The sequence below is a fragment of the Actinoplanes sp. CA-051413 genome, assembly GCF_050955795.1.
Lineage (GTDB): Bacteria > Actinomycetota > Actinomycetes > Mycobacteriales > Micromonosporaceae > Actinoplanes.
Map to the genome: position 1 here is coordinate 3,788,629 of NZ_CP192100.1, position 25,973 is coordinate 3,814,601.

At 72.0% G+C, this 25,973-nt stretch carries 20 protein-coding genes and 1 pseudogene; 13 read left to right on the forward strand and 8 right to left on the reverse strand.

Annotation, left to right across the window (positions count from 1 at the left end; genetic code table 11):
- Positions 1-97 precede the first annotated feature (97 nt).
- Positions 98-3,046, forward strand: a complete 2,949-nt coding sequence (locus ACQP2Y_RS17675) for a family 16 glycoside hydrolase (protein WP_433729526.1) — start codon at positions 98-100, stop codon at positions 3,044-3,046.
- Positions 3,047-3,097: 51 nt separating this feature from the next.
- Here the strand turns inward: ACQP2Y_RS17675 and ACQP2Y_RS17680 are convergent, their stop codons facing one another.
- On the reverse strand, positions 3,098-3,559 hold the full coding sequence (locus tag ACQP2Y_RS17680) for an SRPBCC family protein (protein WP_433729528.1): 462 nt from the start codon (positions 3,557-3,559) through the stop codon (positions 3,098-3,100).
- A 175-nt stretch (positions 3,560-3,734) separates the two neighbouring features.
- On the opposite strand from ACQP2Y_RS17680, the gene ACQP2Y_RS17685 reads away from it, so the two are divergent.
- On the forward strand, positions 3,735-5,810 hold the full coding sequence (locus ACQP2Y_RS17685) for an ATP-binding protein (RefSeq protein WP_433729530.1): 2,076 nt from the start codon (positions 3,735-3,737) through the stop codon (positions 5,808-5,810).
- 1 nt (position 5,811) lies between these two features.
- Here the strand turns inward: ACQP2Y_RS17685 and ACQP2Y_RS17690 are convergent, their stop codons facing one another.
- On the reverse strand, positions 5,812-6,858 hold the full coding sequence (locus ACQP2Y_RS17690; protein WP_433729532.1) for a medium chain dehydrogenase/reductase family protein: 1,047 nt from the start codon (positions 6,856-6,858) through the stop codon (positions 5,812-5,814).
- A 154-nt stretch (positions 6,859-7,012) separates the two neighbouring features.
- On the opposite strand from ACQP2Y_RS17690, the gene ACQP2Y_RS17695 reads away from it, so the two are divergent.
- Genes ACQP2Y_RS17695 through ACQP2Y_RS17705 form a run of 3 tightly spaced genes read left to right on the forward strand, consistent with a single transcriptional unit; the run spans position 7,013 to position 8,123 of the window.
- The gene (locus tag ACQP2Y_RS17695; protein WP_433729534.1) at positions 7,013-7,333 is read left to right on the forward strand and encodes an ArsR/SmtB family transcription factor; all 321 of its coding nucleotides are present in this window, start codon (positions 7,013-7,015) and stop codon (positions 7,331-7,333) included.
- Positions 7,330-7,779: an SRPBCC family protein gene (locus tag ACQP2Y_RS17700; RefSeq protein ID WP_433729536.1), complete on the forward strand. Its 450-nt coding sequence runs from the start codon at positions 7,330-7,332 to the stop codon at positions 7,777-7,779. The genes ACQP2Y_RS17695 and ACQP2Y_RS17700 overlap by 4 nt, the downstream gene beginning before the upstream one ends.
- Positions 7,776-8,123 carry a nuclear transport factor 2 family protein gene (locus ACQP2Y_RS17705; RefSeq protein WP_433729538.1) on the forward strand — a complete coding sequence of 116 codons (348 nt, stop codon included), beginning with the start codon at positions 7,776-7,778 and terminating at the stop codon, positions 8,121-8,123. Before ACQP2Y_RS17700 ends, ACQP2Y_RS17705 begins: the two co-directional genes overlap by 4 nt.
- 8 nt (positions 8,124-8,131) lie before the next feature.
- On the opposite strand, the gene ACQP2Y_RS17710 is transcribed toward ACQP2Y_RS17705, so the two are convergent.
- Entirely contained in the window at positions 8,132-8,665 is a 534-nt protein-coding gene (locus ACQP2Y_RS17710) for a TetR/AcrR family transcriptional regulator (protein ID WP_433729540.1), read from the reverse strand.
- 84 nt (positions 8,666-8,749) lie between these two features.
- Between ACQP2Y_RS17710 and ACQP2Y_RS17715 the strand changes: the two genes are divergently transcribed.
- The 3 genes and pseudogenes from ACQP2Y_RS17715 to ACQP2Y_RS17725 form a co-directional block, all read left to right on the forward strand.
- Positions 8,750-9,538 carry an SDR family NAD(P)-dependent oxidoreductase gene (locus ACQP2Y_RS17715; protein ID WP_433729542.1) on the forward strand — a complete coding sequence of 263 codons (789 nt, stop codon included), beginning with the start codon at positions 8,750-8,752 and terminating at the stop codon, positions 9,536-9,538.
- Positions 9,539-9,773: 235 nt separating this feature from the next.
- Positions 9,774-10,325 (forward strand): hypothetical protein, encoded by a 552-nt coding sequence (locus ACQP2Y_RS17720; protein ID WP_433729544.1) that lies wholly within the window; start codon positions 9,774-9,776, stop codon positions 10,323-10,325.
- A 290-nt stretch (positions 10,326-10,615) separates the two neighbouring features.
- A pseudogene (locus tag ACQP2Y_RS17725) lies at positions 10,616-11,053 on the forward strand (ATP-dependent DNA ligase); the annotation flags it as partial.
- Between the two features lie 188 nt (positions 11,054-11,241).
- On the opposite strand, the gene ACQP2Y_RS17730 reads toward ACQP2Y_RS17725, so the two are convergent.
- Positions 11,242-11,472: a hypothetical protein gene (locus ACQP2Y_RS17730; protein ID WP_433729546.1), complete on the reverse strand. Its 231-nt coding sequence runs from the start codon at positions 11,470-11,472 to the stop codon at positions 11,242-11,244.
- Between the two features lie 64 nt (positions 11,473-11,536).
- The gene (locus ACQP2Y_RS17735; RefSeq protein WP_433729548.1) at positions 11,537-12,199 is read right to left on the reverse strand and encodes a GntR family transcriptional regulator; all 663 of its coding nucleotides are present in this window, start codon (positions 12,197-12,199) and stop codon (positions 11,537-11,539) included.
- On the opposite strand from ACQP2Y_RS17735, the gene ACQP2Y_RS17740 reads away from it, so the two are divergent.
- The gene (locus ACQP2Y_RS17740) at positions 12,198-15,005 is read left to right on the forward strand and encodes an FAD-binding and (Fe-S)-binding domain-containing protein (RefSeq protein WP_433729550.1); all 2,808 of its coding nucleotides are present in this window, start codon (positions 12,198-12,200) and stop codon (positions 15,003-15,005) included. The genes ACQP2Y_RS17735 and ACQP2Y_RS17740 overlap by 2 nt on opposite strands.
- Before the next feature lie 108 nt (positions 15,006-15,113).
- Positions 15,114-16,046, forward strand: coding sequence for a hypothetical protein (locus tag ACQP2Y_RS17745; RefSeq protein WP_433729552.1), 933 nt, complete (start codon positions 15,114-15,116; stop codon positions 16,044-16,046).
- A gap of 68 nt (positions 16,047-16,114) precedes the next feature.
- Here ACQP2Y_RS17745 and ACQP2Y_RS17750 read toward each other — a convergent pair whose 3' ends face one another.
- The gene (locus tag ACQP2Y_RS17750; RefSeq protein WP_433729554.1) at positions 16,115-16,273 is read right to left on the reverse strand and encodes a hypothetical protein; all 159 of its coding nucleotides are present in this window, start codon (positions 16,271-16,273) and stop codon (positions 16,115-16,117) included.
- A 557-nt stretch (positions 16,274-16,830) separates the two neighbouring features.
- Positions 16,831-17,436 (reverse strand): TetR/AcrR family transcriptional regulator, encoded by a 606-nt coding sequence (locus tag ACQP2Y_RS17755; RefSeq protein ID WP_433729556.1) that lies wholly within the window; start codon positions 17,434-17,436, stop codon positions 16,831-16,833.
- Between the two features lie 58 nt (positions 17,437-17,494).
- Here ACQP2Y_RS17755 and ACQP2Y_RS17760 point away from each other — a divergent pair, with 58 nt between their 5' ends.
- Positions 17,495-18,985: an FAD-dependent monooxygenase gene (locus ACQP2Y_RS17760; protein WP_433729558.1), complete on the forward strand. Its 1,491-nt coding sequence runs from the start codon at positions 17,495-17,497 to the stop codon at positions 18,983-18,985.
- A gap of 31 nt (positions 18,986-19,016) precedes the next feature.
- Entirely contained in the window at positions 19,017-19,373 is a 357-nt protein-coding gene (locus tag ACQP2Y_RS17765) for a nitroreductase/quinone reductase family protein (protein WP_433729560.1), read from the forward strand.
- A gap of 37 nt (positions 19,374-19,410) precedes the next feature.
- Here the strand turns inward: ACQP2Y_RS17765 and ACQP2Y_RS17770 are convergent, their stop codons facing one another.
- Positions 19,411-22,716 carry a S8 family serine peptidase gene (locus tag ACQP2Y_RS17770; protein ID WP_433729562.1) on the reverse strand — a complete coding sequence of 1,102 codons (3,306 nt, stop codon included), beginning with the start codon at positions 22,714-22,716 and terminating at the stop codon, positions 19,411-19,413.
- A 208-nt stretch (positions 22,717-22,924) separates the two neighbouring features.
- On the opposite strand from ACQP2Y_RS17770, the gene ACQP2Y_RS17775 reads away from it, so the two are divergent.
- A complete protein-coding gene (locus tag ACQP2Y_RS17775; RefSeq protein ID WP_433729564.1) occupies positions 22,925-25,972 on the forward strand; it encodes a glycoside hydrolase family 9 protein in 3,048 nt (1,015 codons plus the stop codon).
- Position 25,973 lies beyond the last annotated feature (1 nt).

Sequence of the window (25,973 nt, forward strand, 5' to 3'; positions counted from 1 at the left end):
GAAAGTTGGATTACAAACGGCAGAAGATATGGACGTGGCGTCGAAAGTGGATCAGGATGTTCACGTCTCTGAAGTGAGCTGGTAACAGGGGAGCGCCGTGAAACGTCTGCTAGTGGCTGCCTTACTCATCGGAACATCCACCGCCGCACCCGCGTATGCCGCCGACCTGCCGCCCCAGGAGCCGGGCGTCACGCTGCGGACCTATCACATCGGCCTGCCCCTCAACCGCGTCTGTGAGCTCAAGCCCGGCCAGACTCCCAATGTGGACAAGTTGATGCCCACAGTGGACTGGTCGACCGCCGAGCAGTTCGGGCTCGAGGACGACTTCGTCACGCACGCGCTCGCCAATCTCACCGTGCCCGCCGACGGCGCCTACACGTTCCGGCTCACCAGTGACGACGGCTCGAAGTTGTGGGTCGGTGACACCCTCGTCGTCGACCATGACGGCCTGCACGGCGCCGAGCCCAAGGACGGTGCGATCACCCTGACCGCGGGCGTGCACCCGGTGCGGGTCGAGCACTTCGAGCGCAACGGTGGTCAGCAGCTCACCCTCGCCTGGCGGCCGCCGGGCGCCGACGACTTCGCGGTCGTGCCGACCAGCGCGCTGAGCACCGACGCCGGCGTGGTCCGGGTGACCGCGCCGGGGCAGAAGGAGTGTGTCGCCGGCACCGACGCCCCCGGTGACGGGCTGCCGCTGACCGCCGTGCATCCCGGCTACGACCTCACCGATCTGCGCCCGCCGGGCTTCGAGCCGCAGGTCACCGGCATCGCCTGGCGGCCCGACGGCAAGATGGTGCTCAGCACCTGGGGCGGCTCCGACCAGGTGGCCGGGGAGGTCTACCTGGTCGACAAGGTGACCGGCAAGACCGGTCCGGCCAAGGTGACGTACCGCAAGATCGCCGACGGGCTCAAGGAGCCGATGGGCATCGCGGTGGTCGACAACATGGTCTACGTGTCGCAGAAGCACGAGCTCACCGAGCTGCGCGACACCAACGGCGACCAAGTGCTCGACACCCGCCGTACCGTGGCGGTGTGGCCGTTCGGCGGCAACTTCCACGAGTTCGCGTTCGGCCTGCTCTACAAGGACGGCAACTTCTACCTGAACCTGTCCGTGTCGATCAACCTCGGCGGCGCCACCACGGATCCGCAGCCGGTCGGCGGTCGTGGCACGAGCATCGTGGTCAACCGGCGCACCGGCAAGGTCACCACGGTGGCCGGCGGTCTGCGCACCCCGAACGGGATCGGCTGGGGGCCCGGCGGTGACCTCTACGTCACCGACAACCAGGGTGGCTGGCTCCCGTCGTCCAAGCTGCTCAAGATCAAGCAGGGCGCTTTCTACAACCACTACACCAACCCGGACGGCCCGTTCGACGCCGAGCCGGTGACCCGGCCGGTGCTGTGGCTGCCGCAGAACCAGATCGCCAACTCGCCCAGCACGCCCGTGCTGCTCAAATCGGGGCCGTACAAGGGGCAGCTGCTGATCGGTGACGTCACCTACGGTGGCCTGCAGCGGGCGTACCTGGAAACCGTGCACGGCCAGGAGCAGGGCGCGGTCTTCCGGCACACCCAGGGCCTGGAGGCCGGCATCAACGAGGTGTCGATCGGGCCGGACGGCGCGATCTATCTCGGCGGGCTCGGCGCCGAGGGCAACTGGGGCCAGGAGGGCAAGCTGCGCTTCGGGTTGCAGAAGCTCACCCCCAACGGCAAGGACGTCTTCGACATGAAGACGATGAAGGCCACCGGGACCGGCTTCAAAATCGAGTACACCAAGCCGTTGTCCGACGCGACCGTCACCGCGCTGCCGACCGCATACAAGGTGGAGCAGTGGCGGTACGCGGCGACCGCGCAGTACGGCGGCCCCGAGGTGGACAAGGAGACGCTGCCGGTCACCGCGGCCAAGGTCTCCAGCGATCGCAAGACCGTCACGCTGACCGTGGCCGGGCTGCGCCGCGATCGGGTGGTGCACCTGCGCTCGCCGCGCCCGTTCAGTGCCCGTGACGGTGAGACGCTGTGGAGCACCGAGGCCTGGTACACGATGAACGAGGTCCCCGGTGACCAGGCGCAGCAGGTCTACTACGAGGCCGAGGAAGGCAACCGCGAGGGCGGGGCCGGGCTGGCCACGGACCACCGCGGCTTCTCCGGCATCGGCTTCGCGGCCGGCTTCGGGTCGCTCAACTCCTCGACCACCATGCACGTCAACGTCGACAAGGCCGGCGACTACGAGGTCGGGCTGCGCTACTCGAACGGCCCCAACCCGTTCAGCGGCACCAAGACGGTCAGCGTGCACGTCAACGAACGCAAGGTCCGCCAGGTCTCGCTGCCGTCGACGGTCACCTGGGACGAATGGGCGACCGTCACGGAGAAGCTGTCCCTGCGCAAGGGCCTCAACACGATCCAGTACCGGGTCGACGCCCTCGACACGGGACACGTCAACCTGGACCTGATCAGCGTGCGCCGGGCCGGGCAGCGGATCACCCTCTTCGACGGGCACAGCCTCGACAACTGGCTGCACACGGACGGGCGGCTACCACAGTGGCCGGCTGTCGCGGGCGGGGCGACCGAGGTGTGCTGTGGTGACCTGCGCACCAAGGACGCGTTCGGCGACTACAAACTGCACGTCGAGTTCAAGGTTCCGTTGCTGCCCCCGGACGTGACCGGGCAGAACCGTGGCAACAGCGGCGTCTACCAGCAGGAGCGCTACGAGATCCAGATCCTCGACTCGTACGGGGACACGACGCTCGACAACAACGAGGCGGGCGCGATCTACACGATCAAAGCCCCGGACGTGAACGCCGCCACCGCGCCGGAGACCTGGCAGAGATACGACATCACGTTCCGGGCGGCCCGCTACGACGCGGCCGGCACCAAGACCGAGAACGCCCGCGTCACTCTGGTCTGGAACGGCAAGAAGGTGCAGGACAACGTCGAGATCCCCCGGGGCACCGGCGGCAACATCCCGGAGGGCCCGGCCACCGGGGCCATCCGCCTGCAGGACCACGGCAACAAGGTGCAGTACCGCAACGTGTGGATCGAACCCGTCCGCTGAGGACAGTCGTCCCTGACCGGCCCCGGCGATGTCGCCGGGGCCGGTTCGTTGTCAGGCGGCTTCGGCCCGCATCCGGAGGTTGTCCAGCCAGGTGGTCAGCGAGGAGTCCAGCGCCTGCTGCGCGTACGGGATGTCGGCCTCGACCGGACCCCCGCTCCACGACTCCTCGGTGTGCACCAGCACCCCGCCGCCCGGCTCCTCGGTGAACTCCCAGACGTGCACCCCCTCGATGCCGTTCGCGGGGCCGCCCCAGACCACCCGGCGCTGGGGCACGACCTGCCGGACGGTGGAGGTGATGTCCAGGCCCTCGACGTGCCAGCGGAAGGCCGAGCCCGGCCGCAGCGGTCCCGGCGTGAGCAGTTCCATGCTGCCCACGCCGGACTGCCACTCCGGCCACGACTCCAGGTCCGTGTGCACCCGCCAGACAACGTCCAGCGGGGCGTGGATGACGATGCTGTGCCGGGCGATGACGGGCGCGTTCTCGTCGATGGCGGGTGTGGGCGTACCGGTCATGGTTTGTCTCCTGTCCGGGCCGGCGCCGGGCCGGTGCCCGTCGCTCACCTCGACTCTCAGCCCGATCGCGGTCCGTCCGGAAGCGGGCGCCGGGGTCCAGCGGGGTCCAGCCGTGTCCACCGGGCCGCTCGTTTGCGACAATCGCGCCGGCGGACCAGCCCGGGAGGAGCCCACCATGCGGTCGGAGACGGTTCCCGGCTCGGCCGGGCGTGGCCTGGCGGGCCGGCTGGAAGCGGCCCGCGCCCGGGCCTTCGTGGGCCGGGAGCACGAGCTCGTGGCGTTCCGGGCCGCCCTGTCCGGCGGCTCGCCCGTCGCTGTGCTCTGGGTCCACGGGCCGGGTGGCATCGGCAAGTCGACGCTGACCCGGCTGTGGGTGCAGGCGGCCCGGGAGGCCGGGCGGTCCGTGGTCGAGGTCGACGGGCGGTTCGTCACCCGGGATCCGCAGGAGTTCGAGCAGACGGCGGCCGCAGTGCTCGACGACGGTTCCGCGGTGCTCGTCGTCGACTCCTTCGAGCAGTGTCAGTGGCTCGAAGGCTGGCTGCGCGAGCGCTTCCTGCCGCGCCTCGCCGACGGCGCGCTCGTGGTGCTCAGCGGCCGCGGCCGGCCCGAGGTCGAGTGGTCGGTGGATCCCGGCTGGTCCCAGCTGCTGGCCGTGACCGAGCTGGCGCCGCTGACCGCCGAGCAGGCCGGTGCGTTGCTGGCCGCCCGGGGAGTCGGCGCGTCCGAGGTGCCCGCCGTCGCGGGATTCGCCGGCGGCAACCCGCTTGCGCTCTCGCTCGCCGCCGCCGTCATGCACGGTCCCGCGGACGAGGACCGGGACTGGACGCCGACCGGCGAGGTGCTCGCGACCCTGATGACGCGGCTGATCGGCGACGTCCCCTCGGCCACCCACCGGCGGGCGCTGGAGGTGGCGGCCCAGGCCTACGCGACCACCGAGGAGCTGCTGCTCGCGGCCCTGCCCGAGGAGGACGCCGGTGCCCTGTTCGGCTGGCTGCGCGGGCTGCCGTTCATGGAGTCCGCGCCGCAGGGACTCTTCCCGCACGACGCCGCGCGGGAGACGCTCGTCGCGGACCTGCGCTGGCGGTCACCCCAGGCGTACGACGGCATCCGCGAGCGTCTGGTGCAGGTGCACCTCCGCCAGGCCCGCGAAGCCCCGGACGACCAGATGCTCGACGCCATGGGCCGCGCGTTCTACCTCTACCGCGACGTGCCGCTCGTGGGCGCGATGTACTCGTGGTCGCGCCAGGGCGGCGTACACGAGGAAGACCTGGCGCCGGAGCACCTGCCGCGCGTGCTGGAGTTGTGCCGCGCGGCCGAGGGCGAGGAGTCCGCGGCCCTGGCCGCCTACTGGTACGCCAAGCAGCCGCACGTCTTCCACATCTTCCGTGACGTCCGCAGCAGCGAGATCGTGGCGTTCTCGGCGCACCTGGTGCTCAGCGTCCCGGCCGATCCCGAGGACCTCGCGACCGACCCGGTGGTCGCCGCGGCCTGGGAATACAGCAACGCCACCAGCCCGGCCCGTCCCGGCGAGCACATCTCCATCACCCGCTTCGCGGTCCATCCCGCCGCGTACGAGCAGCCGTCGGCGGTGCTGGAGCTGAACCACTGGCGGGCGCTGGTGGAGGCGTACCGGGCGACCGGACGGGCCCACGACTTCGACATCTACCAGGACATGGCGGCGTGGACGGAACGCCTCGGCACCGCCATGGCCGACTCCGGCCGGCGCGTACGGGTCGGCGACGCCACCTACGGGCTGTTCGTCAACGACTGGCGGCAGGAGTCGTTCGAGGAGTGGTTCCACGCCGTGGTCAGCGGGGCCGTACCGGCCAGCGTCGGCGACCAAGGTGCCGTCACCGCGCGCCCGGCCCCGCCACCGGATCTGGCAACCGGTGCCGGGCCGGACCGCGAGGAGTTCGACGAGTACGTCCGCCTGGCCCTGCAGACCTGGCGCCACCCCGAGGGCTTCGCGTCGAACCGCCTGCTGCACCGGCCTTTCCTGACCGCGGCCGGCGGTGATCCGGCCGTCGCCCTGCGCGCGCTGGTTCAGGAAGCTGTCGACGCGATGGGTACGGACCTCGCCGGCGTGAAGGCGCACGCGGCTCTGGTGGCGACGTACTTCTCGGGGGCGCCGACCCACGAGGCGGCGGCGCGACGGCTCGGCCTGCCCTTCGGCACCTATCGCCGGCATCTGCGGGCGGCTGTCGCCCGGGTGAGCGACGTGCTGTGGGAGGCCGAGCTCGCGTCCCGGTGACTCACCGGCCCGGCTCGGTGCCGTGGTCCACCACGAGCACCACCTTGCCGACGACCGTACGGGACTCGGCCAGGCGCAACGCCTCCCCGGCGCGTTCCAGCGGCAGCTCGGCCGCCACCTGCGCGGTGAGGACACCCTGGGCCAGCAGGGCGAAGACCTGCCCGAGGTCCTCGCGGAGCCGGGCGCGGAAGACCTGCTTGCGGCGCCGGCCGCCCCACACGTTGTAGAACGCCGCGGACCGGCCGTTCGGCAGGTAGTTCCACACCGCCAGGCGGGCGGCGAGAGCGACGACCGGCAGCAGCGGGTTGCCCTTGTCGTCGCGGGTCGACGCGCTGCCGTAGGCGACGAGCGTCCCGCCGCGGGCGAGCAGGCGGAACGAGTCGACGATGCCGGGGCCGCCCACGTGGTCGAAGACGGCGTCCACCCCGGCGGGGGCCAGGGCCCGTACCTGGGCGGGGAGGTCGGCGGCGGCGTAGTCGAGCGGGATCGCGCCGAGGTCGCTGACCGCCGTACGGTTGCGCGCCGAGGAGGTGCCGAGCACCCGGATGCCGGCGTGCCGGGCCAGCTGCACGAGGGTCGAGCCGACGCCGCCGTTCGCGCCGTGCACGAGGATCGTCGCGCCGGCCCGGACCTTGGCGACGCGGTGCAGCATCTGCCAGGCGGTGATGCCGTTGACCACGACGGTCTCCGCCTCGCTGGGCGTGATGCCCTCGGGCACGGGTACCAGGTCCGCCGCGTCCAGCAGGGCGTGGGACGACCAGCCGCCGACCTTGGTCAGGGCGGCGACCCGCTGCCCGGCCAGCGCGGGGTCGACGCCGGGCCCGACCGCAGCCACGGTGCCGACCAGGTCGTAGCCGGGGACGAAGGGAAAGGCCGGCTGGGCGAAGTAGCGCCCGCGCCGCATCTGCTGCTCGGCGAAGGAGACCCCGCTCGCCTCGACGGCGACCAATGCCTGGCCGGAGCCCGGGGCAGCGGTGGGGCGCCGGCGGACGAGCAGCTGCTCGGGCTCGACGATGCCGGGCAGAACGATCTCGGTCGTGGTGGCCATGGAAGTTCCTCCTCCGTAAGGGGTTCGAGGTGGAGTCTTCGTCGGGCCGGCGTCCAGCCTCCAGGGTTCAGCGCTGTCCAAGCCCGTCCAGCCCGGTCCATCGCGAATGAAAACGCTCACTTGCGCAAACGACGGTTTGCATTAAGGTGAGGCCATGGACCTCGACTCCGCCTTCGCCGCTCTCGGCGACCCCGTCCGGCGGGCTCTGGTGACCCGCCTCGCGCGCAGTGACGCCACGGTGGGCGAGCTCGCCGCCCCGTTCGACCTGACCTCGCAGGCGATCTCCCACCACGTCGGTGTGCTGCGCCGTTGCGGCCTGGTGGAGCAGCGCCGCGAGGGCACCCGGCGCCCCTGCCGCCTGCGCACCGACCAGCTGGCGCTGCTCAGCACGTGGATCGACGACCAGCGCCGCACCTGGGCCGACCGGCTCGACGCCCTCGAACAGCACCTGACCGGAGAGGGGGCAGACCGGTGACCGCCGACCTGCGCGGCGACGAGCTGATCGCCCGGCGCCACCTCCCGGCCGGGCCCGCCCGCGTCTGGGCGGCCTTCACCGCACCGGCGAGCATCGCGGCATTCTGGGGCGGTTCACACGCGACAGTGCCCGCCGGCTCCGTCACCGTCGACCTGCGCCCGGGCGGAGAGTTCGCCCTCGACACCCGCGCGCCCGACGGCACGACCCGTCGGCTGCGGTTCGTCTACGTGACCGTCACCGAGCCGCACGAGCTGGTGTTCGACGAGCCTGTAACCGGCCTGCGCACCACCGTGACCATCCGCCCGGCGGGCACCGGCACGGACCTCACCGTCCACCAGCGCCGGCTGCCTCCGGAGCTGCGCACCACCCAGGCGGCCGACGGGCTCGCCGCGATCCTCGAAGCCCTCGAAACCCACCTGCGGCACCCCGAACGGAGCACCTCGTGACCCAGCGCGACCTCGTGGCGGAGTACTTCGCCGGCTTCCGGACCGGCGACCACACGCGCATCCTGGCCACCCTCACCGACGACGTCGAGTGGGTCATCCACGGCCACCGGACCACCCACGGCAAGGCCGAGTTCGACGGCGAGATCGAGAATCCGGCCTTCACCGGCCACCCCGACCTGGACATCCACCGGATCCACGAGGACGGCCCGGTCGTCGTCACCACCGGTGAAGGCCGCGGCGCCACCGTCGACCACGGCCCGTTCCGCTTCGCCTTCAACGACTTGTTCACCTTCCGCGACGGCCGCATCGCCCGGGTCGACTCCTACGTCGTCCCCCTGCCCTGAGGCTGCTGTCAGCGACCGCCGAGGGCGCCCAGCACGGTCCTGACCAGCAGGCCGGCGCGGCCGCCGGCCTCGGCCAGCTCCGGCGCGTCGTCGGGGAGCAGATAGACCTCGTTCATCAGAGCCAGGTAGACCCGCCGGCACCAGGCCGGGCCGGCGGCGGTGATCGCGCCCGCCGCGTGCAGGCGGGTGAACAGCAGGTCGAGACCGTCCTGGACCTCCCGGCTGGGCGCCGAGGCCAGGGTGATGGTGAACCGGTGGCTCATCTTCAGCTCGAAGACGATCTCCGACACCCGGTGCAGGGCCAGCACGGGCGGCGCCGTCCGCACGCTGGCCTGCTCGATCACGAGCAGATAGCGCTCGTTGAGCCGCTCACTCAGCGCATCGAGCAGCGCCTGCCGGGAGCTGAAGCGGCGGTGGACGGTCGCGCGGGCGACCCCGGCGGCGTCGCCGATGCGTTCCAGCGAGGCGTTCGGGTCGTCGGCGAGCACGGCTTCGGCGGCCTCGAGGATCCGGGCCGTACTGCGTTCCGCGTCCGCTCTCATCGCGGCCCACTCTACCGAGCCATAACTGAGACATCAATGACGCAGTTATTGACTTAACTGACACTTCTGTGTTGCAGTTAGGGCATGGATCTTCAACTCACCGGCAAGCGTGTTCTCGTCACCGGGGCGAGCAAGGGCATCGGCCTCGCGATCGTCCGGGCCTTCGTGGCCGAGGGTGCCTCGGTCACCGCCGCGTCCCGGACCAGCACTCCCGAACTCGTGGCCACCGGAGCCTCCTTCGTGGCCGCCGACCTCGCCGAGGCGGACGGCCCGCAGCGGATGGTGCAGGCCGTCCTGGCCGCCGACCCCCGCCTCGACGTCCTGGTCAACAACGCCGGCGGCGGCACCATGAGCGAGGCGTCGTTCACCGATCCCCTCGACGGCGGCGACGACGACTGGGCCCGCACGTTCGCGTTGAACCTCGACGCCACCGTGCGCACCACCCGGGCCGCACTGCCCGCCCTGATCGCGGCGCGCGGAGCCGTCGTCAACATCAGCTCCGACAGCGCCCTGCGTCCCGGGGCGGCGCCGCTGCCCTACAGCACCGCGAAGGCCGCCCTCAACGCGTTCTCCCGCGGACTGGCCGAGAAGCTGGGCGCGCAGGGCGTCCGGGTCAATGTGGTCACCCCGAGCGGCACGCGCACCCATCTGATGGAGGGCAAGGACGGCTTCGCCGCCCAGCTGGCGGAGCACCTCGGTATCGACCACGGCGCGCTGCTCGCCGCGATGCCGGGCCAGAGCGGCATGCTCACCGGCACCCTGATCGAACCGGACGAGATCGCCCGCGCGGTGCTCCTGCTGTCATCCCCGACCATGCCCAGCACGATCGGCGCGAACTGGCGCATCGACGCCGGCGCCACCAAATCGGTCTAGCGCTGTTCGCTCAAACCCTTCGACGGTACGGCTCCACCCGTCCCCAACCGCAACACCGGGCTGGAGGGCACACCGGCCCGGCAAGCGGCCGCACCGGGCCGTTCCCCGCCTCCGGCCGAGTCGCCGGGCCGGCTTGCCGTGTGAGGGCGACGCACCCTGACGGCCGCGTTGATCGTTAGTCGGCGGAGGCACCCGTCGGTTCGCGGGCGCCCGCGAACCGATTCAGGAGTCAGACATGTCTTGGCGTTGCCTTTCCCGGCCCGCTGTCGCCGGTGCGACGCTCGCCGCCGGTGTCGCGTTCGCCGCCCCGGCGTCCGCAGCGGTGACCTACAACCCCACCACCCGCACCGGTTTCGCCGCCGCGGCGGACGTCCGGCAGGCCTTCGGCTGGACCCCCGCGAAGCTCGCCGCGCGCGCCGGCGGTGTCACCTTCGACCACGACTTCTGGACCGACGACACCTACTCCGTCGTCTGCGGCAAGCGCACGTACCCGCTGGTGCACCACCGGGAGTTCGGCCGCTACGAGCTGACCGACGCCGTGGTCCGCAAACGCGCGACCACCGGCTATGGCGCCAGGAGCATCACCGGCTTCCGGCTGGCCGGCGCGAGCTCCGGCATCTCGGGCACCTCCGTGGCGCCCGCGGTCGGCCAGCCCTGCCCGGGCGGGGTGAAGGGCTCGACGATCGACGCGCTGCGGCTGGTGTCGTCGGCCGCCGGCTGGTCCCTGGCCGCCCGCTCGGGCGACGTCCGGCGTCAGCTCCTGAAGAGCGGCAAGGGCGCGCCGTAACGGTCGTAGGGCCCGGTCGCGACGCATTGCTGCTTGAGCCTCGTCGCGGAATGCACGGGCCTACCCGGTGTTCCGCGCATCAGTCCTCGCCGGCCGGGTATGCCGAGCGCGTGCGCACCTCCGGGACGAACCTGCCGGACCAGCTGACCCGTCGCGGGCGCGGGCGCGGCTCCGGCCGTACCCCGGAGGTCGCGACCGCCGACGACCTCGCCGTGCTCGATGCGCTGGGTGCCGGTGGGATCTGGCCGATTTTCGGCCGTGAGCTGCGGGTCACGAACCTCGACAAGGTGATGTTCCCGGCCCGGCCGGGCGAGGAACCGGTCACCAAGCGGGACCTGCTGCGCTACACCGCGCGGATCGCCCCGGTGGTGCTGCCCTATCGGGCCGGCCGGGCGATGAATCTGCACCGCTACCCGGACGGCGCCGCCCGCAAGGGTTTCTGGCACAAGGAGCTGCCGCAGCACGCGCCGCGGTGGCTGCCGCGCTGGGACAACCCGGACGCCGACCACGGTGAGACGACCACCTACCTGGTCGTCGACGAGCCCGCGGCGCTGGTCTGGGCGGCGAACTTCGGCGGACTGGAGTGGCACGCGTGGACCTCGGCGATCGATGCGCCGCAGCTGCCGACGTACGCGTTGATCGATCTTGATCCTGGCGGCACGACCAGCTGGGCCGAGCTGCTCACCCTGGCCCGGCTGCACCGCACCGCCTTGGAGCATCTCGGGGTGACCGCCCGGCCGAAGGTCACCGGGCGGCGCGGCATCCAGATCTGGGTGCCGATCGCGCGGGCCTGCGGCCCGACGGTTTCACCATCCGGTCGGTCCTGCCGCGCCTGGAGACGCACGGCGACCTGTTCAGCGCGGTGCTCGACCATCGTCAGATGCTGCCGGCCCTGCGCTGAACAGGCCCGGCGACGTCAGTCCTTCTCGGCGTCGGCCGCCGCGTCGGCCTCGCCCACCGGGACGCCGTCGGAGTCGCGGCTGGCGTGGTCCAGGTCGACGTCGGCACCGGTACGGGCCGCGTCGGCGTCACGGTCCGAGGCGCCGACGGTCGGACCGGCGCCACTTTCGTTCGCTTCGTTGTCGACGAGGTCGCCCGCGATCGTCGCGGCGAGGGGGAGTCCGGCAGCGGACGGGGTTTCGGTCATGGCCGTGTCCTTCCTGCAGTGTGCCCGTCGCGTACCCGGCGCCGCCGCCGCGAAACGCCGCCCGCTACCGGCGCAGGTTCGCCATCAGCAGGCCGCGGGTGGCCTCCAGGTGGGCCCGCATGGCCGACTCGGCGGTGGCGCCGTCGCGGGCCAGCACCGCGGTGACCACGGGCTCGTGCTCGGCGTGGATCTCGGTCAGGGTCCGTCCGCTGGCCGTGGTCGGCGGTCCGAGCAGGGCGGTCGTGCTGCGTAGCTGTTCCACGATGGCCGCGGTGCGGGGCCGGCCCGAGGCCCGCAGCAGCAGGTCGTGCAGGGCGCGGTCGGCCGGCCAGAAGGACGCGTCGTCGCCCCGGGCGGCCGCGGCGGCCATGGTGGCCAGCGCCGCCCGGATGGTGGCGTGCTGTTCGTCGGTGGCCTGCTCGGCGGCCAGGCGGGCGGCGGGCGGTTCGAGGGCGAGGCGGATGCCGATGATCTCCTCGATGTCGTGCGCCCGGGGTGGGAGCACCCGGAAGCCGCGGTTGCGCCGGATCTCGACCAGTCCTGCCTGGGCCAGCCGGAGCAGGCCCTCGCGGACCGGGCTGCGCGACACCCCGAGCAGGTCGGCCAGCTGATAGACGGAGTAGGTCTTGTCGGGCACGAGCTGACCGGCCGCGACGCCGTCCCGGACGGACTGGGCGACGGCGTCGGCGAGGGTGGGCGCCTCCGACGGCAGGGCGAGCTCCGGCATGAGTAACATGTTACTCATGAGCGACCAGTCCAGCAGCGTGGTGGCGGCCCTCGACCGGGCCGGCCTCGAGGTGCGGTCCGACGCCGGCACCCGCGGCATGTACGCCTCCGACGCCTCGCTGTACCGGATCCTGCCCCTGGCCGTGGTGCGGCCCCGGCACGTCGACGAGGTGGCCGCGGCGCTGGCCGTCGCCCGGGAGACCGGGGTGCCGCTGACCTCTCGGGGCGCGGGCACCTCGGTGGCGGGCAACGCCGTCGGGCGCGGCATCGTGCTCGACTTCTCCCGCCACCTCAACCGGGTGCTGGAGATCGACCCGGACGCCCGCACAGCGGTGGTGGAGCCGGGAACTGTGCACGCCGTTCTGCAGAAGGCCGTCATGCCGCACGGCGTGCGCTTCGGGCCGGACCCGTCCACCCATCCGCGCTGCACCATCGGCGGGATGATCGGCAACAACGCCTGCGGCTCGCGCTCGCTGGCCTACGGCCGGACCTCCGACAACGTGGCCGGCCTGGAGCTGCTGACCGCCGCGGGGGAGAGGCTGACCACCGGGCCTGCCGGCGTGCACGGCGCCGGGCAGGTCATCGACGACGTACGCGCGGCCGTCGGCGCGCACCTGGCCACGGCCCGCACCGAGTTCGACCGTTTCGGCCGCCAGGTCTCCGGCTACGCCGTGCAGCACCTGCTGCCCGAACGCTTCGACCTCACCCGGGCCCTGGTCGGCTCGGAGGGGACCCTCGCGGTCATCACCCGGGCGACCGTCAAGCTGGTGGTCGACTCCCCGGTCCGGGTGGTGGTCGTGCTCGGCTTCCGGGACATCGTCGCGGCGGGCGAGGCGGCCCCGGCCGTGGTCGCGCACGGCCCGACCTCCTGCGAGGGGCTCGACTCGCGCCTGCTCGACGTGCTGCGCGCCCGGCGCGGCCCGGACGCCGTGCCGCCGCTGCCACGCGGCGGGGCCTGGCTCTTCGTCGAGCTGGCCGGTGACGAGGCCGGCGAGGTGGCGGCCCGGGCGCAGCGGCTCGCCGCCGCCGGCATCGCCGACGACGCCCTGGTGGTGACCGATCCCGCCGTGCAGGCCCGGCTGTGGCGCATCCGGGAGGACGGCGCTGGCCTGGCCGGCCGGGCGCCATCGGACAAGCCCGCGTGGCCCGGCTGGGAGGACGCCGCCGTCCCGCCGCAGCGCCTGGGTGCCTACCTGGCCCGCTTCGACGAGCTCGTCGCCTCGTACGACATGACCTCGGCCCCGTTCGGCCACTTCGGCGACGGATGCATGCACGTACGGCTGGACCTGCCCCTCGATCAGCCCGGCGGCACGAAGATCATGCGCGAGTTCCTCACCGACGCCGCCCGGCTCGTGGGCGAATTCGGCGGCTCCCTGTCGGGCGAGCACGGCGACGGCCGCGCCCGCTCGGAGCTGCTCCCGCACATGTACTCGCCGGAAGCGATCGCCTTGTTCGCCGGGATCAAGCACGCCTTCGACCCGGGCAACCTGCTCAACCCCGGCGTGCTGGTCGACCCGGACCCGATCGACGCCGACGTCAGGCCGGCGGGCCGCTTCCCGCTCAAGCAGCTCGCGATGGCGTACCCGCACGACGACGGCGAGCTCGGTCAGGCCGTGCACCGCTGCACCGGCGTCGGCAAGTGCCGCGCCGACAACTCCGCGGCCGGCGGCGTCATGTGCCCGTCGTACCTGGCCACCCGCGAGGAGAAGGACTCCACCCGCGGGCGCGCCCGGGTGCTGCAGGAGGTCGTCCGCGGCGAGCTCCCGTGGTCACACCCGTCGGTGCACGACGCGATGGACCTCTGCCTGTCCTGCAAGGGCTGCGCCTCCGACTGCCCGACCGGCATCGACATGGCGACGTACAAGTCCGAGGTGCTGCACCAGACCTACCGGGGCAAGCTGCGCCCGCGCTCGCACTACACGCTGGGCAAGCTGCCGTTCTGGGCCCGCCTGGCCGGCTGGACGCCACGGCTGGCCAACCTGGCCATCCGGGTGCCCGTGCTCGGCCCGTTTTTCCTGTGGCTGGCCGGGGTGGACAAGCGGCGGTCCGTGCCGGCCTTCGCCCGGCGCCCGTTCCGGCGCACCTTCGTCAAAACGGCGGCCGAGGGCCGCAAACCCGTGGTGCTCTTCGCCGATTCCTTCTCCGACGCGTTCTCGCCCGAGGTCGCGGAGGCCACGGTACGGGTGCTGCGCGCGGCCGGCTACGAACCGCGGCTGCCGTCCGGGTCGATCTGCTGCGGCCTCACCTGGATCACGACCGGTCAACTGGACGCGGCCAAGAAGATCCTCAGCCGTACGGTGGCAGCGCTCGCCGCCGATGCCCGCGCCGGCATCCCGATCGTCGGCATCGAGCCCTCCTGCACGGCTGTGCTGCGGTCCGACGTCCACGAACTGCTCCCCGGGGACGCGGACGCCGAGGCGGTGGCCGGCTCGGTACGCACCCTGGCCGAGCTGCTCGCCCAGACCCCGGGCTGGACCCCGCCCGACCTGTCCGGCGTGGACGTCATCGCCCAGCCGCACTGCCACCACCACGCCGTCCTGGGCTGGAAGGCCGACGCGGATCTGCTGGCCGCGACGGGTGCCCAGGTGCGACGACTCGCCGGCTGCTGTGGCCTGGCCGGCAACTTCGGTGTTGAACTCGGCCACTACGAGGTGTCCGTGGCGGTGGCGGAGCAGAACCTGCTGCCGGCCCTCGACGCGGCCCCGGACGCCGTGGTGCTGGCCGACGGTTTCTCGTGCCGTACCCAGGTCGCCGACCTCCGCGACCGCCCGGCCGTGCACCTGGCGCAGCTGCTCGACCGGCGCTGATCCTCCTCGGGGCAGACATCGAGATCGACCGTTGCTACCGTGGTCCCGATCGATCGACCGGAGGCGATCGTTTCCGGTCACACGGGGAATCGATGTGAGGACACCACCATGCGCATTTTCCAACGCGCGGGCGCCGTAGCGCTCGCCGCGGGCACCGTCATGCTCGGCGGCGCCGTCGCGGCCCAGGCCGCACCCGCCGCTGCCGACGTGACCTTCACGGTGAACAGGCTGATCCTGCAGCCGGCGGAGTCGGGCCACACCGGCCGCGTCCGGATCGTCATCCGCAACACGGGCAGCGAGCCGTACAGCGGCGGCTTCAGCATCACCGAGCCGATCGCCGAAACCCTCGGCGACATCGAGGGCGGTGCGGGCTGCGGCATCAACCGCACGCCCGACAACCGCCAGATCGCCCTGTGCCCCCTCGACGGCGAGATCGCTCCAGGCGGCTCCGCGGTGATCACGGCCAACTTCCAATCCCCGGCCAAACCGCAGCCGTACGCGCAGATCGCTCCGCAGGCCGGCACTGTCGAGGTCGAGGGGGTCACTGCTGAGTTCCCGGCGCTGTTCCGGTCGACCACCGGCTCGCTGCGCAGTCCGCAGCCGTACGTGCAGGACACGACCGGTGCGCTCGCCGTGACCGCGGCCGACGTGACACTCACCCGCCAGGCGGATGGCACGTTCGTGGGCCGGGTGCCGGTCACCGTACGCAACGACAGCGACGTGGCGCACCGGGGGCTGTGGACCGAGGTCGTGGTCCCGGCCGGTCTCGAGGGATGGCCGGTGATCGAGCCGAGCGATGTCTGCGTCCCGACGGATCGGCTGCCGGTGCCGCCGGGCGGCACGAGCGTGGGTTGCACGGTTTATGGGGGCCAGCTCGCGGAGGGTGAGGAGCGGTCCTTCGAGTGGATCCTCACGGCGCCGGCGGAGACGCCGGCTGGGCCGCTCGGCACCGGGACGACGCTGGTGGAGTACGCCGGCTCGGACGGTCAGCAGAGCGACAGCGCGAACGTCGACACGTTTGCTATCACGGTTGCCGGCTGACGATCCTTCACCCTGAAGGCCCCGATCGATTCCGATCGGGGCCTTCGGTCTGCCTGGGGTGGGCCGGCTCAGCGTAGGGCCCGGCGGCCTTTCACGACGCCCATGACGATGGAGGCGGCCAGGGCGATGAGGCCGATGATGATGAGCCATTTGACGGCCTTGAGGATCAGGCCGAGCACGATGAGCACGACGGCTACGGCAGCGACGGTGTAGATCAGGGCCCGCATGGTGGCTCCTTCGGGGTGGGTGGCAGTCGGAGCAGTGCCCGGGGGTGGGGTCTTCAATCATCGGGGCAGGAGCGGAGGCGGTGTGGCCTTGGGTGCGCTTGCGCTTGCGCAGGGCGTCTCATCGCTGCCCCTCACGCCCCCGTGTCCGGCCCGCCCTGCGTCGGGCTTGGCGCGCTGGGTCCATCGCGGGTTGCTTCGCCGCGCCGAGGCCTGCGCCGGGTCGCGCTTGGTCGTGCCCGCGCCAGCTTCGCGGGACCTGGGCCCGGCCCGCCCCGCGCTACTTGGCCGCGCCGCGCTTCGCCGTGCCCGCGCCGTGCGCGCCCCGCGCAGTGCCGCGCCCCACGCCGCACCCCGCGCCGTGTCGTGCCGCGCGCCGTGCCACGCCCGGCGCCGTGTCGTGCCGCACCCAGTGCCGTGCCGCACCCCGCGCCGTGCCGTGCCGCGCCCCGCGCCGCGTGCCCCGCCGGAGCCCCGCCGCGTCCGCTTCGCCGCGCTTCGCCATGCCCGCGCACCGTTTCGATGCACCCGGTGCCGTAGCCCGGTGCGGCGTGGCGGGGTCAGGGTTGGCGGCCGCCGATGCCGGCGTGCAGGAACGACGTCAGCGTCTCGATCGCCTCCTCGTCGGACAGCTCCCGGCCGAGGTCCGGTCCGCGCCCGGAGAGCCAGAGGTCCGCGAAGGTGGACAGCAGACCCGTGAACATCGACGCGACCACCAGCGGTTCACCCGGCAATTCCAGCTTCGCCAGGTGGTCCGCGATGTGCCCCAGGTCCGGCTCCAGTAGCTCCTGGCTGCGCCGCGCGAACGATTCGTCCACCGTGGCCGCCTGTTGCAGCGCCACCACGATCGTGCGGTGCCGTCGGTAGAAGCCCCAGTAGGCGGCCACGTGCCAGCGCACCGCGTCCCGGTCGCGGAAGTCGTCGCTGTGCCCGGGGGCCGCGGCGGACACGTCGCCCTCGGCCAGCAGGTCGGTCAGTAGCGCCTCGAGCAGCGCTTCCTTGTTGGTGAAGTGGGTGTAGAAGGACCCGGCCGCCCGGCCCGCCTCGGCCGTGATGTCCGTGATCTTGGTGTTCAGATAGCCGAGACGCGCGAACGCCCGGACCGCCGCCGCCTTCAGTTCGGCTTCGGTCTCCGCGGCCTGCCGCTTGCGTACCCCGACCGCCATGCCTACCTCCGAAATCCGTGCCTTGACCGCACGCTATCAGCCCGCCTATGGTGAATCCATGTTCACTGAATCTGGATTCACCGTATTGATCGCGGGCGCCGGTCCGACCGGGCTGACGCTGGCGATCGACCTGGCGCGGCGCGGTGTGCCGTTCCGCATCGTGGAGAAGTCGCCGACGCCGTACGACGGCTCGCGTGGCAAGGGGGTGCAGCCACGGACCCAGGAGATCCTCGAGGACCTCGGCGTGCTCGACCGGTTCCGCGAGTTCGGTGGGGACTATCCGGAGCTGCTGATCCACCTGCCGGACGGCGCCACGATGACGCGGCGGATGGCGGAGCTGCACGCACCGACCCCCGCGGTGCCGTACCCCAACAGCCTGATGGTGCCGCAGTGGCGCACCGCGGAACTGCTGACCGGGCGGCTGGCCGAACTCGGCGGCCGGGTGGAGCTCGGCGTCGAGGTCACCGGCTTCACGCAGGACGACGGTGGAGTTCACGTCACCCTCAGCACGGGCGAGCGCGTCACCACGACGTACCTCGTCGCCGCGGACGGCGGCCGCAGCGCCATCCGGCGCGCGCTCGGGGTGGGCTTCACCGGCGAAACCCACGACACCGAGCGGATGCTGATCGCCGACGTCCGGCTGACCGGCCTGGACCGCGACCACTGGCACGTGTGGCCCGGCGCCCAGCCGAATTCGCTCCGCCTGGGGCTGTGCCCGCTGCCGGGCACCGAGGACTTCCAGCTCACCGCGCCACTGGCGGAGAAGCCCGAACCGGAGGACCTCGCACCGGCGGCCCTGCAACGGCTCGTCGACGAAGTTCAGGCTGGGGTCAGCCTGACGCACGTCGGGTGGACCTCGCTGTACCGGGCCAACATCCGGATGGTGGACCGCTACCGGGTCGGCAACGTCTTTCTGGCCGGCGACGCCGCCCACGTGCACTCGCCGGCCGGCGGGCAGGGCCTCAACACCGGCGTCCAGGACGCCTTCAACCTGGGCTGGAAGCTGGCCACCGGCGACGACGCGCTGCTCGACACCTACGAGGCCGAACGACTGCCGGTGGCGGCCGAGGTGCTCAGCATCAGCACGCGGCTGCACCGCCGGCACGTCGAGAACGCCGAGGACGCGATGCGCCGCGACGATCCGGTGCTGCGCCAGCTGTCCCTGACCTACCGGGACGGGCCGCTGGCCGACGGCACGCAGAGCGCGTCGGGCCTGCTGCACGCGGGTGACCGGGCGCCGGACGCGCCCTGCGGGTCGACCCGCGTCTTCGACCTGCTCGCCGGTCCGCATTGGACACTGCTTGTCTTCGATGCGCCCGACGCCGAACTCCCGCCGGAGTCGCCGGACCTGCACATCCACCACATCGTCCGGCCGGGCGCCCCGGCCACCGAGGGCGCCGTCGTCGACCGCGACGGTCACGCCCACGAGGCGTACGACGTCAGCGCCCCGGCCACCTTCCTGGTACGCCCCGACAACTACCTCGCCAGCGTGACCCACCACCCGAGGATTACTGAGGCGAAGGCGCCGGCTCCTGTCTCACTTCGGTGAAACGGACGGGGTGTTCCGCTAGCGTCCCTGCATGCCGTCACTCTCACGTACCTCGCTGGTGCGCTTCGCCGCCCCGGTCAACAAACGGATGGCCGCCCTGACCGCATCCCCACGCTGGGGCCGCCTCGTAGGCCGCAAGATCGTCCTATTGACCTACACAGGACGCCGCTCCGGCCGCACGTTCACCATCCCGGTCGGTTACCGCCGCGACGGTGACCAGATCGCCATCGGCGTCCGCATGCCCGACGCCAAGACCTGGTGGCGCAACTTCCTCAACGAGGGCGCACCCCTGTCCCTGCACCTGGACGGTAGGGACCGAACTGGCCACGCAACCTCCCATCGCGACGACAAAGGCCGGGTAACCGTCTCCGTGATCCTGGACAGCTGAAGAGGAGGTGGGTCACCTGACCCACCCCCTCTTGACCTCAGCCGACCTCGTACGCCCGCAGCACCGTCACCGCAGCCGTATTGCCCGCAGCGTCAGTAGCGTTGGCCCGCAACGACACGAACCCACCCGCAGCCGGGTTGGTGACCCGCACCGTCCGCCGGTCGCCCGTCCCGCGCACCGTGGCCGGCCGCCACGTGCGCCCGTCGTCCGTCGAGAACTCGGCGGTCAACGTACGGTTGGGTTTGGCCGCCGACCCGGACGTCCGTCCTACGGTGACCGGGATGAGGAACGCCTTACCCGCCGGCGCCATGTTCAGCTCGTTCACCTGCGGGCTGAACCGCACGCTCGACAACGGCAGACGCGTCGGGGTCTCCCCGGCCGTCGTCGCCGAACGGAACGTCCAGGCCGCACTGACCGATGTGGACAGCCGGAACGGCGCGCCGCGAGTGGCGGACTGCTCCAGCCGGTACTGCGCGTTGCCCGGCGGCACCTCGAACTCGGCATAGCCGGACGGCTCCTCGCCGATCAGCTTGCCGCCGGAGTACAGCGCGGTTCGTGCCGTCTCCGTGCGTGCGTCGCCCCAGTGGCCCGCGCCGTCACCGAACAGCGGGACGCCGGCCACGATCAGGTTCTCGATCCGCAGCGCCGCGTTGATGTCCCCGGCGACCGAGGGGGCGAAGACCGCACGGTTCCAGTCCTCGGCGTAGGTGCGTCCCGGGTGGTACCGCTTCTCGGGCGAGAACGCGATGCTCAGCAGCTCGGGGAAGCTGTCCGGATCCGTCTGTTGTTCCTGGTCGAACTCGCCCGCCCAGGTGGTCCGGCCCTCGGTGCTCAGCCATTCGGTGCGCTGGAACGGCAGCTGGAACGGCAGACCCGCGGCCCATCCGCCGATGTTCGGCCCGAGGTTGGGCCAGTTCAGCTTGAAGGCGGTGACGCCCTTGGCCTCCTGGGCGAAGCGGGACCGCACCGTGGCCAGCTCGCCGGCCCGGACCCGCTTGGTGAAGCCGGTGTAGAACGCGCCCTCCTTCAGGTACGCGAGGTTGTAGGTGAACGGGGAGTCCTGGAACGACTCGCTCGCCGCGTCGAACTTCGCGAAGGCCGCGTTGACCGACCCGTAGAAGCCCGGTTGCTTGCGGCGCGGGCCGACCTGTCCCACGAAGATGTCGTCGCCGGTCTCGGACAGCGCGGACGCGCCGACCCCGTACTCGTCGCTGGTCCAGTCGGCGTTGACCGCGACCAGGGCCGCAGTGGCGTCCTTGCGGGGCACGGTGATCCGCACCGGCTGCCCGCGGCGGGCGTCGAGCCGTACGGTCGCCGGCCCGTCGACCACCAGCTTCGGCTGGACCAGCATGGTGGTCGTGTCGTCCTCGCCGTAGATCCAGGTGAAGAGGCCGTACTCGCCCTTGGGCAGGCGCACCTTGTCGGCCGGCTCGGCGCTGAAGACGTCGTAGAAGGCCAGCTCGTCCAGCCGGTGGAGCGACGTGAAGTGCTCGGCGGGCTGTCCGTCGCGGCCCAGGTGCTCCAGCGTGACGTCGTAGCTCTCCACCTCGCGGTTCACCGCGACCGGGGTCTCCACCCGGACGTCGCCGGGGCCGGTCGCGACCAGCCGTCCGGTCTTGAAGCCGTCGGTGCCCGCGCCGCGGGTGTCCGCCGTGACCGTGGTCGTGGCGGTGGCGCCGGCCGGCACGGTGAGGCTGGTTGCCGCGAGCGAGAACGTGCCGGACTTGTCGGTGAGCGACAGCGCCAGGGTGATCGACGCGGTGCCACCGTTGCGGTAGGTGACGGTCTTGGTGACCGGAACGTCGTCGTTGTGCGGCCACTCCTGCCGGCCGAAGCTGATGCTGCCCTCGTCCACGGAAACCGCCTGGCGCACCACGCGCGCCACGTCGACGCGGCCCGCGCCCTGAGCGAAGACGTCCACGTCCGCGGCCGGCTTCGCGGCGCCCATCAGCAGGGTCTTGCGCTGCTTCGGGGACCAGCCGGGGTGCTGCTGGGTGACGATCGCCGCCGCGCCGGCGACGTGCGGGGAGGACATCGAGGTGCCGGAGAGGCTCACGTAGCCCTCCCCGGCCGGGGTGCCGATCTGACCGTTCGCGGCGCGGGCCGCGACGATGTCCACGCCCGGCGCGGTGATGTCCGGCTTGATCGCGTCGTCGCCGACCCGGGGGCCGCGACTCGAGAAGTCGGCCAGCTTGTCCTGGTCGTCCACCGCACCGACGGTGAGCGCCGAGTCGGCGCTGCCCGGCGAGCCGATCGTCGCGGTGGCTCCGGAGTTGCCGGCCGAGATCACGAAGAGGGCACCGTGGGCCGCGGTGAGGTCGTTGACGGCCTGCTCCAGCGGATCGATGCTCGGCGTGTCACCACCGCCCAGGCTGATGTTGATCACCGGGGCGGTCTTGGCGGCCCACTGCATGCCGGCCAGGATCGACGATTCCTCGCAGAACTCGGTCGAGCACACCTTGCCGATCGCCAGCTTCGCACCGGGCGCCACGCCCTTGTACTTGCCACCGGACTTCGCGCCGCTGCCGGCGATGATCGAGGCGACGTGCGTACCGTGGCCGACGAGATCGTCGGCGTCCGGGTCGGGGGTGAAGTTCTCGGACGCCACGATCTTCCCGGCGAAGTCCGGGTGGGTCGCGTCGATGCCGGAGTCGAGGATCGCCACCGTGACGCCGGTGCCGTCCAGGCCCGCCTGCCAGGCCGACGGGGCGCCGATCTGCGGCACGCTCACGTCCAGGTCGAGCTTGCGCTTGCCGTCCAGGTAAACCCGTTCGACGCCCGGGCTCAGGGTGCGGGCTGCCGCCGTACCCGTGGTCAGAGAGGTCCAGAGCTCGGCCCGCGCGGTGCGCTGCGCGCGCACCGCGAGCGCGCTCACCCCACCCAGATCGCGGGCGACGCGGGCCGTTCCGCTGGTCGCCGCGCGGGCGGCGGCCGGCCCCTTGCGGTTTCCGGAGCGGGGGTACGCGAGGAGCAACGGCAGCTCGGCCTCGCCGGTGTAGCCGAAGTCGCGCAGCGCGGTCAGGTCGAACAGCCGCTGGTCGAGCCGGCCGCCCTTGACCAGGGGCAGCGCGTCCATCGGGATCACGTAGTGGTGCCCGGCGGCCTTGTGGCTGACGAACCGCGTACCCGCGCGGCCGGGCGCGCGTTCGACGCTGGTCCGGCCGTCCGGTGCGACGATCACCCGGTCCCCGGTGATCAGGGTGATGCTGGTGGATGCCGTGGTCACCGGGCCGAGCGGGGCTCTCGGACCGGGTGCCGCGTTCGCCGCGGCGGGCGCGACCGCGGCGAGCGCGGCAGCCGTCCCGGCGGCGAGCAGTGCGGCGGACAGTTTTCGCAGGCGCATGGAAAGGGCCTCCCGTCGGCCGGGCCCGATGGCCCGGCCCATCGATGGCCGTAACTCTTGCAGACCGGTGCAAACCATCACGCCGGTCGATTGACGGCTGGTTGACCGGCTGGCAACATTCGCATCATGGGAGCGCTCCCACAGGCTCCGTCCCTGCGCGGCCGTCCCACCGCTCCGGCAGCGGCCGCGAAGTTCTGAGAGGACCCCCGTGACTCCACATCGACGCCGGCGGGCCGCCAGGCTGATCGCGGCGAGCGCCGCGGCCGGCCTCGGCCTGTCCCTGCTGACGGTCCAACCGGCCTCCGCCGAGCCGGTCCAGCACATCCCCAACGGCACCTTCACCAGCGGCACCACCGGCTGGTGGTCCACCGAGAACGCACCCATCTCCGTGGTCGGGGGGCGGCTCTGTGCCGAGGTCCCGGCCGGTACCACCAATGCCTGGGACGTCAGCCTCGGCCACAACGACGTTCCGTTGATCAACGGTGCGGCCTACGCCCTCAGCTTCAGCGCCTCGGCCAGCGCCGCGGTGACCGTCCGGGCCAACGTGCAGCTCAACGAGGCGCCGTACACCACGGCGCTGTCCCGGGCCGTCGCGCTGACCAGTGAGGCGCAGAAGTTCGAGTACACCTTCACCGGAGGTCTCGACTCGGCCAACGGCACGCTGACGTTCCAGCTCGGGGGCAGCGCCGAGGCGTACACCTTCTGCCTGGACGACGTCAGCCTGACCAGCGACGGCGACACACCGCCGCCCGCCGGGCCGGAGCAGGTCGAGAACGGTGACTTCTCCGAGGGGACCGCGGGCTGGTACTCCTACGGCACCACGGACACCGGGACCGGCGACGGCCGGCTGTGCACCGCGGTGCCGGCCGGGCTGGCCAACCCCTGGGACGCCGGCGTCGGGCAGAACGGCGTGGCACTCATCGCCGGGTCCTCGTACACCTTGTCGTTCGACGCCTCGGCCACCCCGGGCGCGAGCGTGCGGGCCGCCGTCCAGCTGGGCGCCGAGCCGTACACGTCCTTCCTGTCGCGGGACGTCGCGCTGACCTCCACCACGCAGCATGTGGAGTTCACCTTCACCGCATCTGCCGACACCACCGCGGGTCAGGTCGCCTTCCAGGTCGGTGGCAATGCCGAGGCGTACCGTTTCTGTGTGGACAACGTGTCGCTGATCGGCGGCGAGGAAGAGCCGCCGTACACGCCGGACACCGGGCCGCGGGTCCGCGTCAACCAGGTCGGCTACCTGCCGGCCGGGCCCAAGAACGCGACCGTGGTCACCGAGGCCACCACGGCGTTCGGCTGGCAGCTCAAGAACGCCGGCGGTGACGTGGTCGCCGACGGCACCAGCACGCCGCGCGGGGTGGACGCCGCCTCGGGCCAGAACGTGCACACCATCGACTTCTCCGGCTTCCGCACCCCGGGCACCGGCTACACGCTGGTCGCCGACGGGCAGACCAGCCACCCGTTCGACATCTCCGGCACCGTCTACAAGCAACTGCGCTCGGACGCCCTGCAGTTCTTCTACATCCAGCGCAGTGGCATCGCGATCGACGGCGACCTGGTCGGCGAGCAGTACGCCCGCCCGGCCGGCCACCTCGGCGTGGCCCCCAACCGCGGCGACACCGACGTGCCCTGCCGCGCCAACTCCTGCGACTACCGGCTGGACGTGCGCGGCGGCTGGTACGACGCCGGCGACCACGGCAAGTACGTGGTCAACGGCGGCATCGCCGTGCAGCAGCTCATGAGCACCTTCGAACGCACCAAGACGGCCGTCACCGCCGCCCACGGGGCCGCCCTGGCGGACAGCACGCTGCGGGTGCCGGAGCGCGGCAACGACGTGCCCGACATCCTCGACGAGGCGCGGTGGGAGCTGGAGTTCCTCATGCGCATGCAGATCCCGGCCGGCAAGCCGCTCGCCGGGATGGTGCACCACAAGATTCACGATGCCAACTGGACCGGCATCCCGATGCAGCCCGAGGACGACCCCGAGCAGCGGGAGCTGCACCCGCCGTCGACGGCCGCCACCTTGAACCTGGCAGCCACCGCGGCTCAGTGCGCACGGCTGTTCGCGCCGTATGACGCGGCGTTCGCCAACAAGTGCCTCACTGCGGCGCGCACCGCCTACACCGCGGCGAAGGCCAACCCGGCGAAGGTGGCCCAGGACCTCGGTGGTGGCGGCGGTGGCTACGGCGACGCTGACGTCAGCGACGAGTTCTACTGGGCTGCGGCTGAGCTTTACCTGAGCACGGCCGAGCAGCCGTACCTCAGTGATCTGACCGCCTCGCCGCACCACACCGGCGACGTCTTCGCGGCCACGGGTTTCGGCTGGGGCAGCACGGCCGCCCTGGGCCGGCTCGACCTGGCCACGGTGCCGAATCTGCTGCCGGCGGCGGACCGCCAGCGTGTCCGCCAGTCGGTGGTCACGGCGGCGGACCGCTACCTGGCGACCCTGAAGGCCCAGGCGTACGGGCTGCCGATGCCGGGTGACGCCGGCAGCTACTTCTGGGGCGGCAACAGCAACATCCTCAACAACGTCGTGGTGCTGGCCACCGCCTTCGACCTGACCGGCAAAGCCGGCTACCGCGACGGGGCGCTGCAGGGCGTCGACTACATCTTCGGCCGCAACGCGCTGAACCAGTCGTACGTCACCGGCTGGGGCGAGCACGCGTCGCAGAACCAGCACAGCCGGATCTTCGCGCACCAGGCGGACGCCGGCACACCGCATCCGCCGGCCGGGTCGCTGGCGGGCGGGGCCAACGCGGGCCTGGACGACCCGTACGCCAAGGACCTGCTGGAAGGCTGCAAGCCGCAGTTCTGCTACGTCGACCACATCGAGTCGTACGCGACGAACGAGGTGGCGATCAACTGGAACTCGGCGCTCGCCTGGGTGTCGTCGTTCCTGGCCGACCAGGGCACCGGACAAGCCCCGGCCGCGTCGTCCTGCAAGGCCGAGTACACGAACTACGGCCCCTGGCAGGGCAACGGCGGCTTCACCGCGCAGCTGGCGATCACCAACACGGGCAGCACGGTGGTCGACGGCTGGACGGCACGCTTCGCCTTCCTCGGCGGCCAGAAGCTGCGGGAGGCGTGGTCGGCGGAGGCAACGCAGGCCGGTGCCACGGTGACGGCGAAGAACACTGCGGTCAATCGCCGGATCCAGCCGGGGCAGACGGTGTACTTCGGCTTCAACGCGACGACGCCGGGCGGACCGAACCCGGCACCGGAGCTGATCACCCTGAACGGAGCCGCATGCGGCTGAG

Excerpts from the sequence above, each read along its gene's own strand:
- ACQP2Y_RS17680 (WP_433729528.1), bottom strand. The coding sequence starts at position 3,559 with ATGACCGGTACGCCCACACCCGCCATCGACGAGAACGCGCCCGTCATC.
- ACQP2Y_RS17685 (WP_433729530.1), top strand. The coding sequence starts at position 3,735 with ATGCGGTCGGAGACGGTTCCCGGCTCGGCCGGGCGTGGCCTGGCGGGC.
- ACQP2Y_RS17690 (WP_433729532.1), bottom strand. The coding sequence starts at position 6,858 with ATGGCCACCACGACCGAGATCGTTCTGCCCGGCATCGTCGAGCCCGAG.
- ACQP2Y_RS17695 (WP_433729534.1), top strand. The coding sequence starts at position 7,013 with ATGGACCTCGACTCCGCCTTCGCCGCTCTCGGCGACCCCGTCCGGCGG.
- ACQP2Y_RS17710 (WP_433729540.1), bottom strand. The coding sequence starts at position 8,665 with ATGAGAGCGGACGCGGAACGCAGTACGGCCCGGATCCTCGAGGCCGCC.
- ACQP2Y_RS17715 (WP_433729542.1), top strand. The coding sequence starts at position 8,750 with ATGGATCTTCAACTCACCGGCAAGCGTGTTCTCGTCACCGGGGCGAGC.
- ACQP2Y_RS17720 (WP_433729544.1), top strand. The coding sequence starts at position 9,774 with ATGTCTTGGCGTTGCCTTTCCCGGCCCGCTGTCGCCGGTGCGACGCTC.
- ACQP2Y_RS17730 (WP_433729546.1), bottom strand. The coding sequence starts at position 11,472 with ATGACCGAAACCCCGTCCGCTGCCGGACTCCCCCTCGCCGCGACGATC.
- ACQP2Y_RS17740 (WP_433729550.1), top strand. The coding sequence starts at position 12,198 with ATGAGTAACATGTTACTCATGAGCGACCAGTCCAGCAGCGTGGTGGCG.
- ACQP2Y_RS17735 (WP_433729548.1), bottom strand. The coding sequence starts at position 12,199 with ATGCCGGAGCTCGCCCTGCCGTCGGAGGCGCCCACCCTCGCCGACGCC.
- ACQP2Y_RS17745 (WP_433729552.1), top strand. The coding sequence starts at position 15,114 with ATGCGCATTTTCCAACGCGCGGGCGCCGTAGCGCTCGCCGCGGGCACC.
- ACQP2Y_RS17750 (WP_433729554.1), bottom strand. The coding sequence starts at position 16,273 with ATGCGGGCCCTGATCTACACCGTCGCTGCCGTAGCCGTCGTGCTCATC.
- ACQP2Y_RS17755 (WP_433729556.1), bottom strand. The coding sequence starts at position 17,436 with ATGGCGGTCGGGGTACGCAAGCGGCAGGCCGCGGAGACCGAAGCCGAA.
- ACQP2Y_RS17760 (WP_433729558.1), top strand. The coding sequence starts at position 17,495 with ATGTTCACTGAATCTGGATTCACCGTATTGATCGCGGGCGCCGGTCCG.
- ACQP2Y_RS17765 (WP_433729560.1), top strand. The coding sequence starts at position 19,017 with ATGCCGTCACTCTCACGTACCTCGCTGGTGCGCTTCGCCGCCCCGGTC.
- ACQP2Y_RS17770 (WP_433729562.1), bottom strand. The coding sequence starts at position 22,716 with ATGCGCCTGCGAAAACTGTCCGCCGCACTGCTCGCCGCCGGGACGGCT.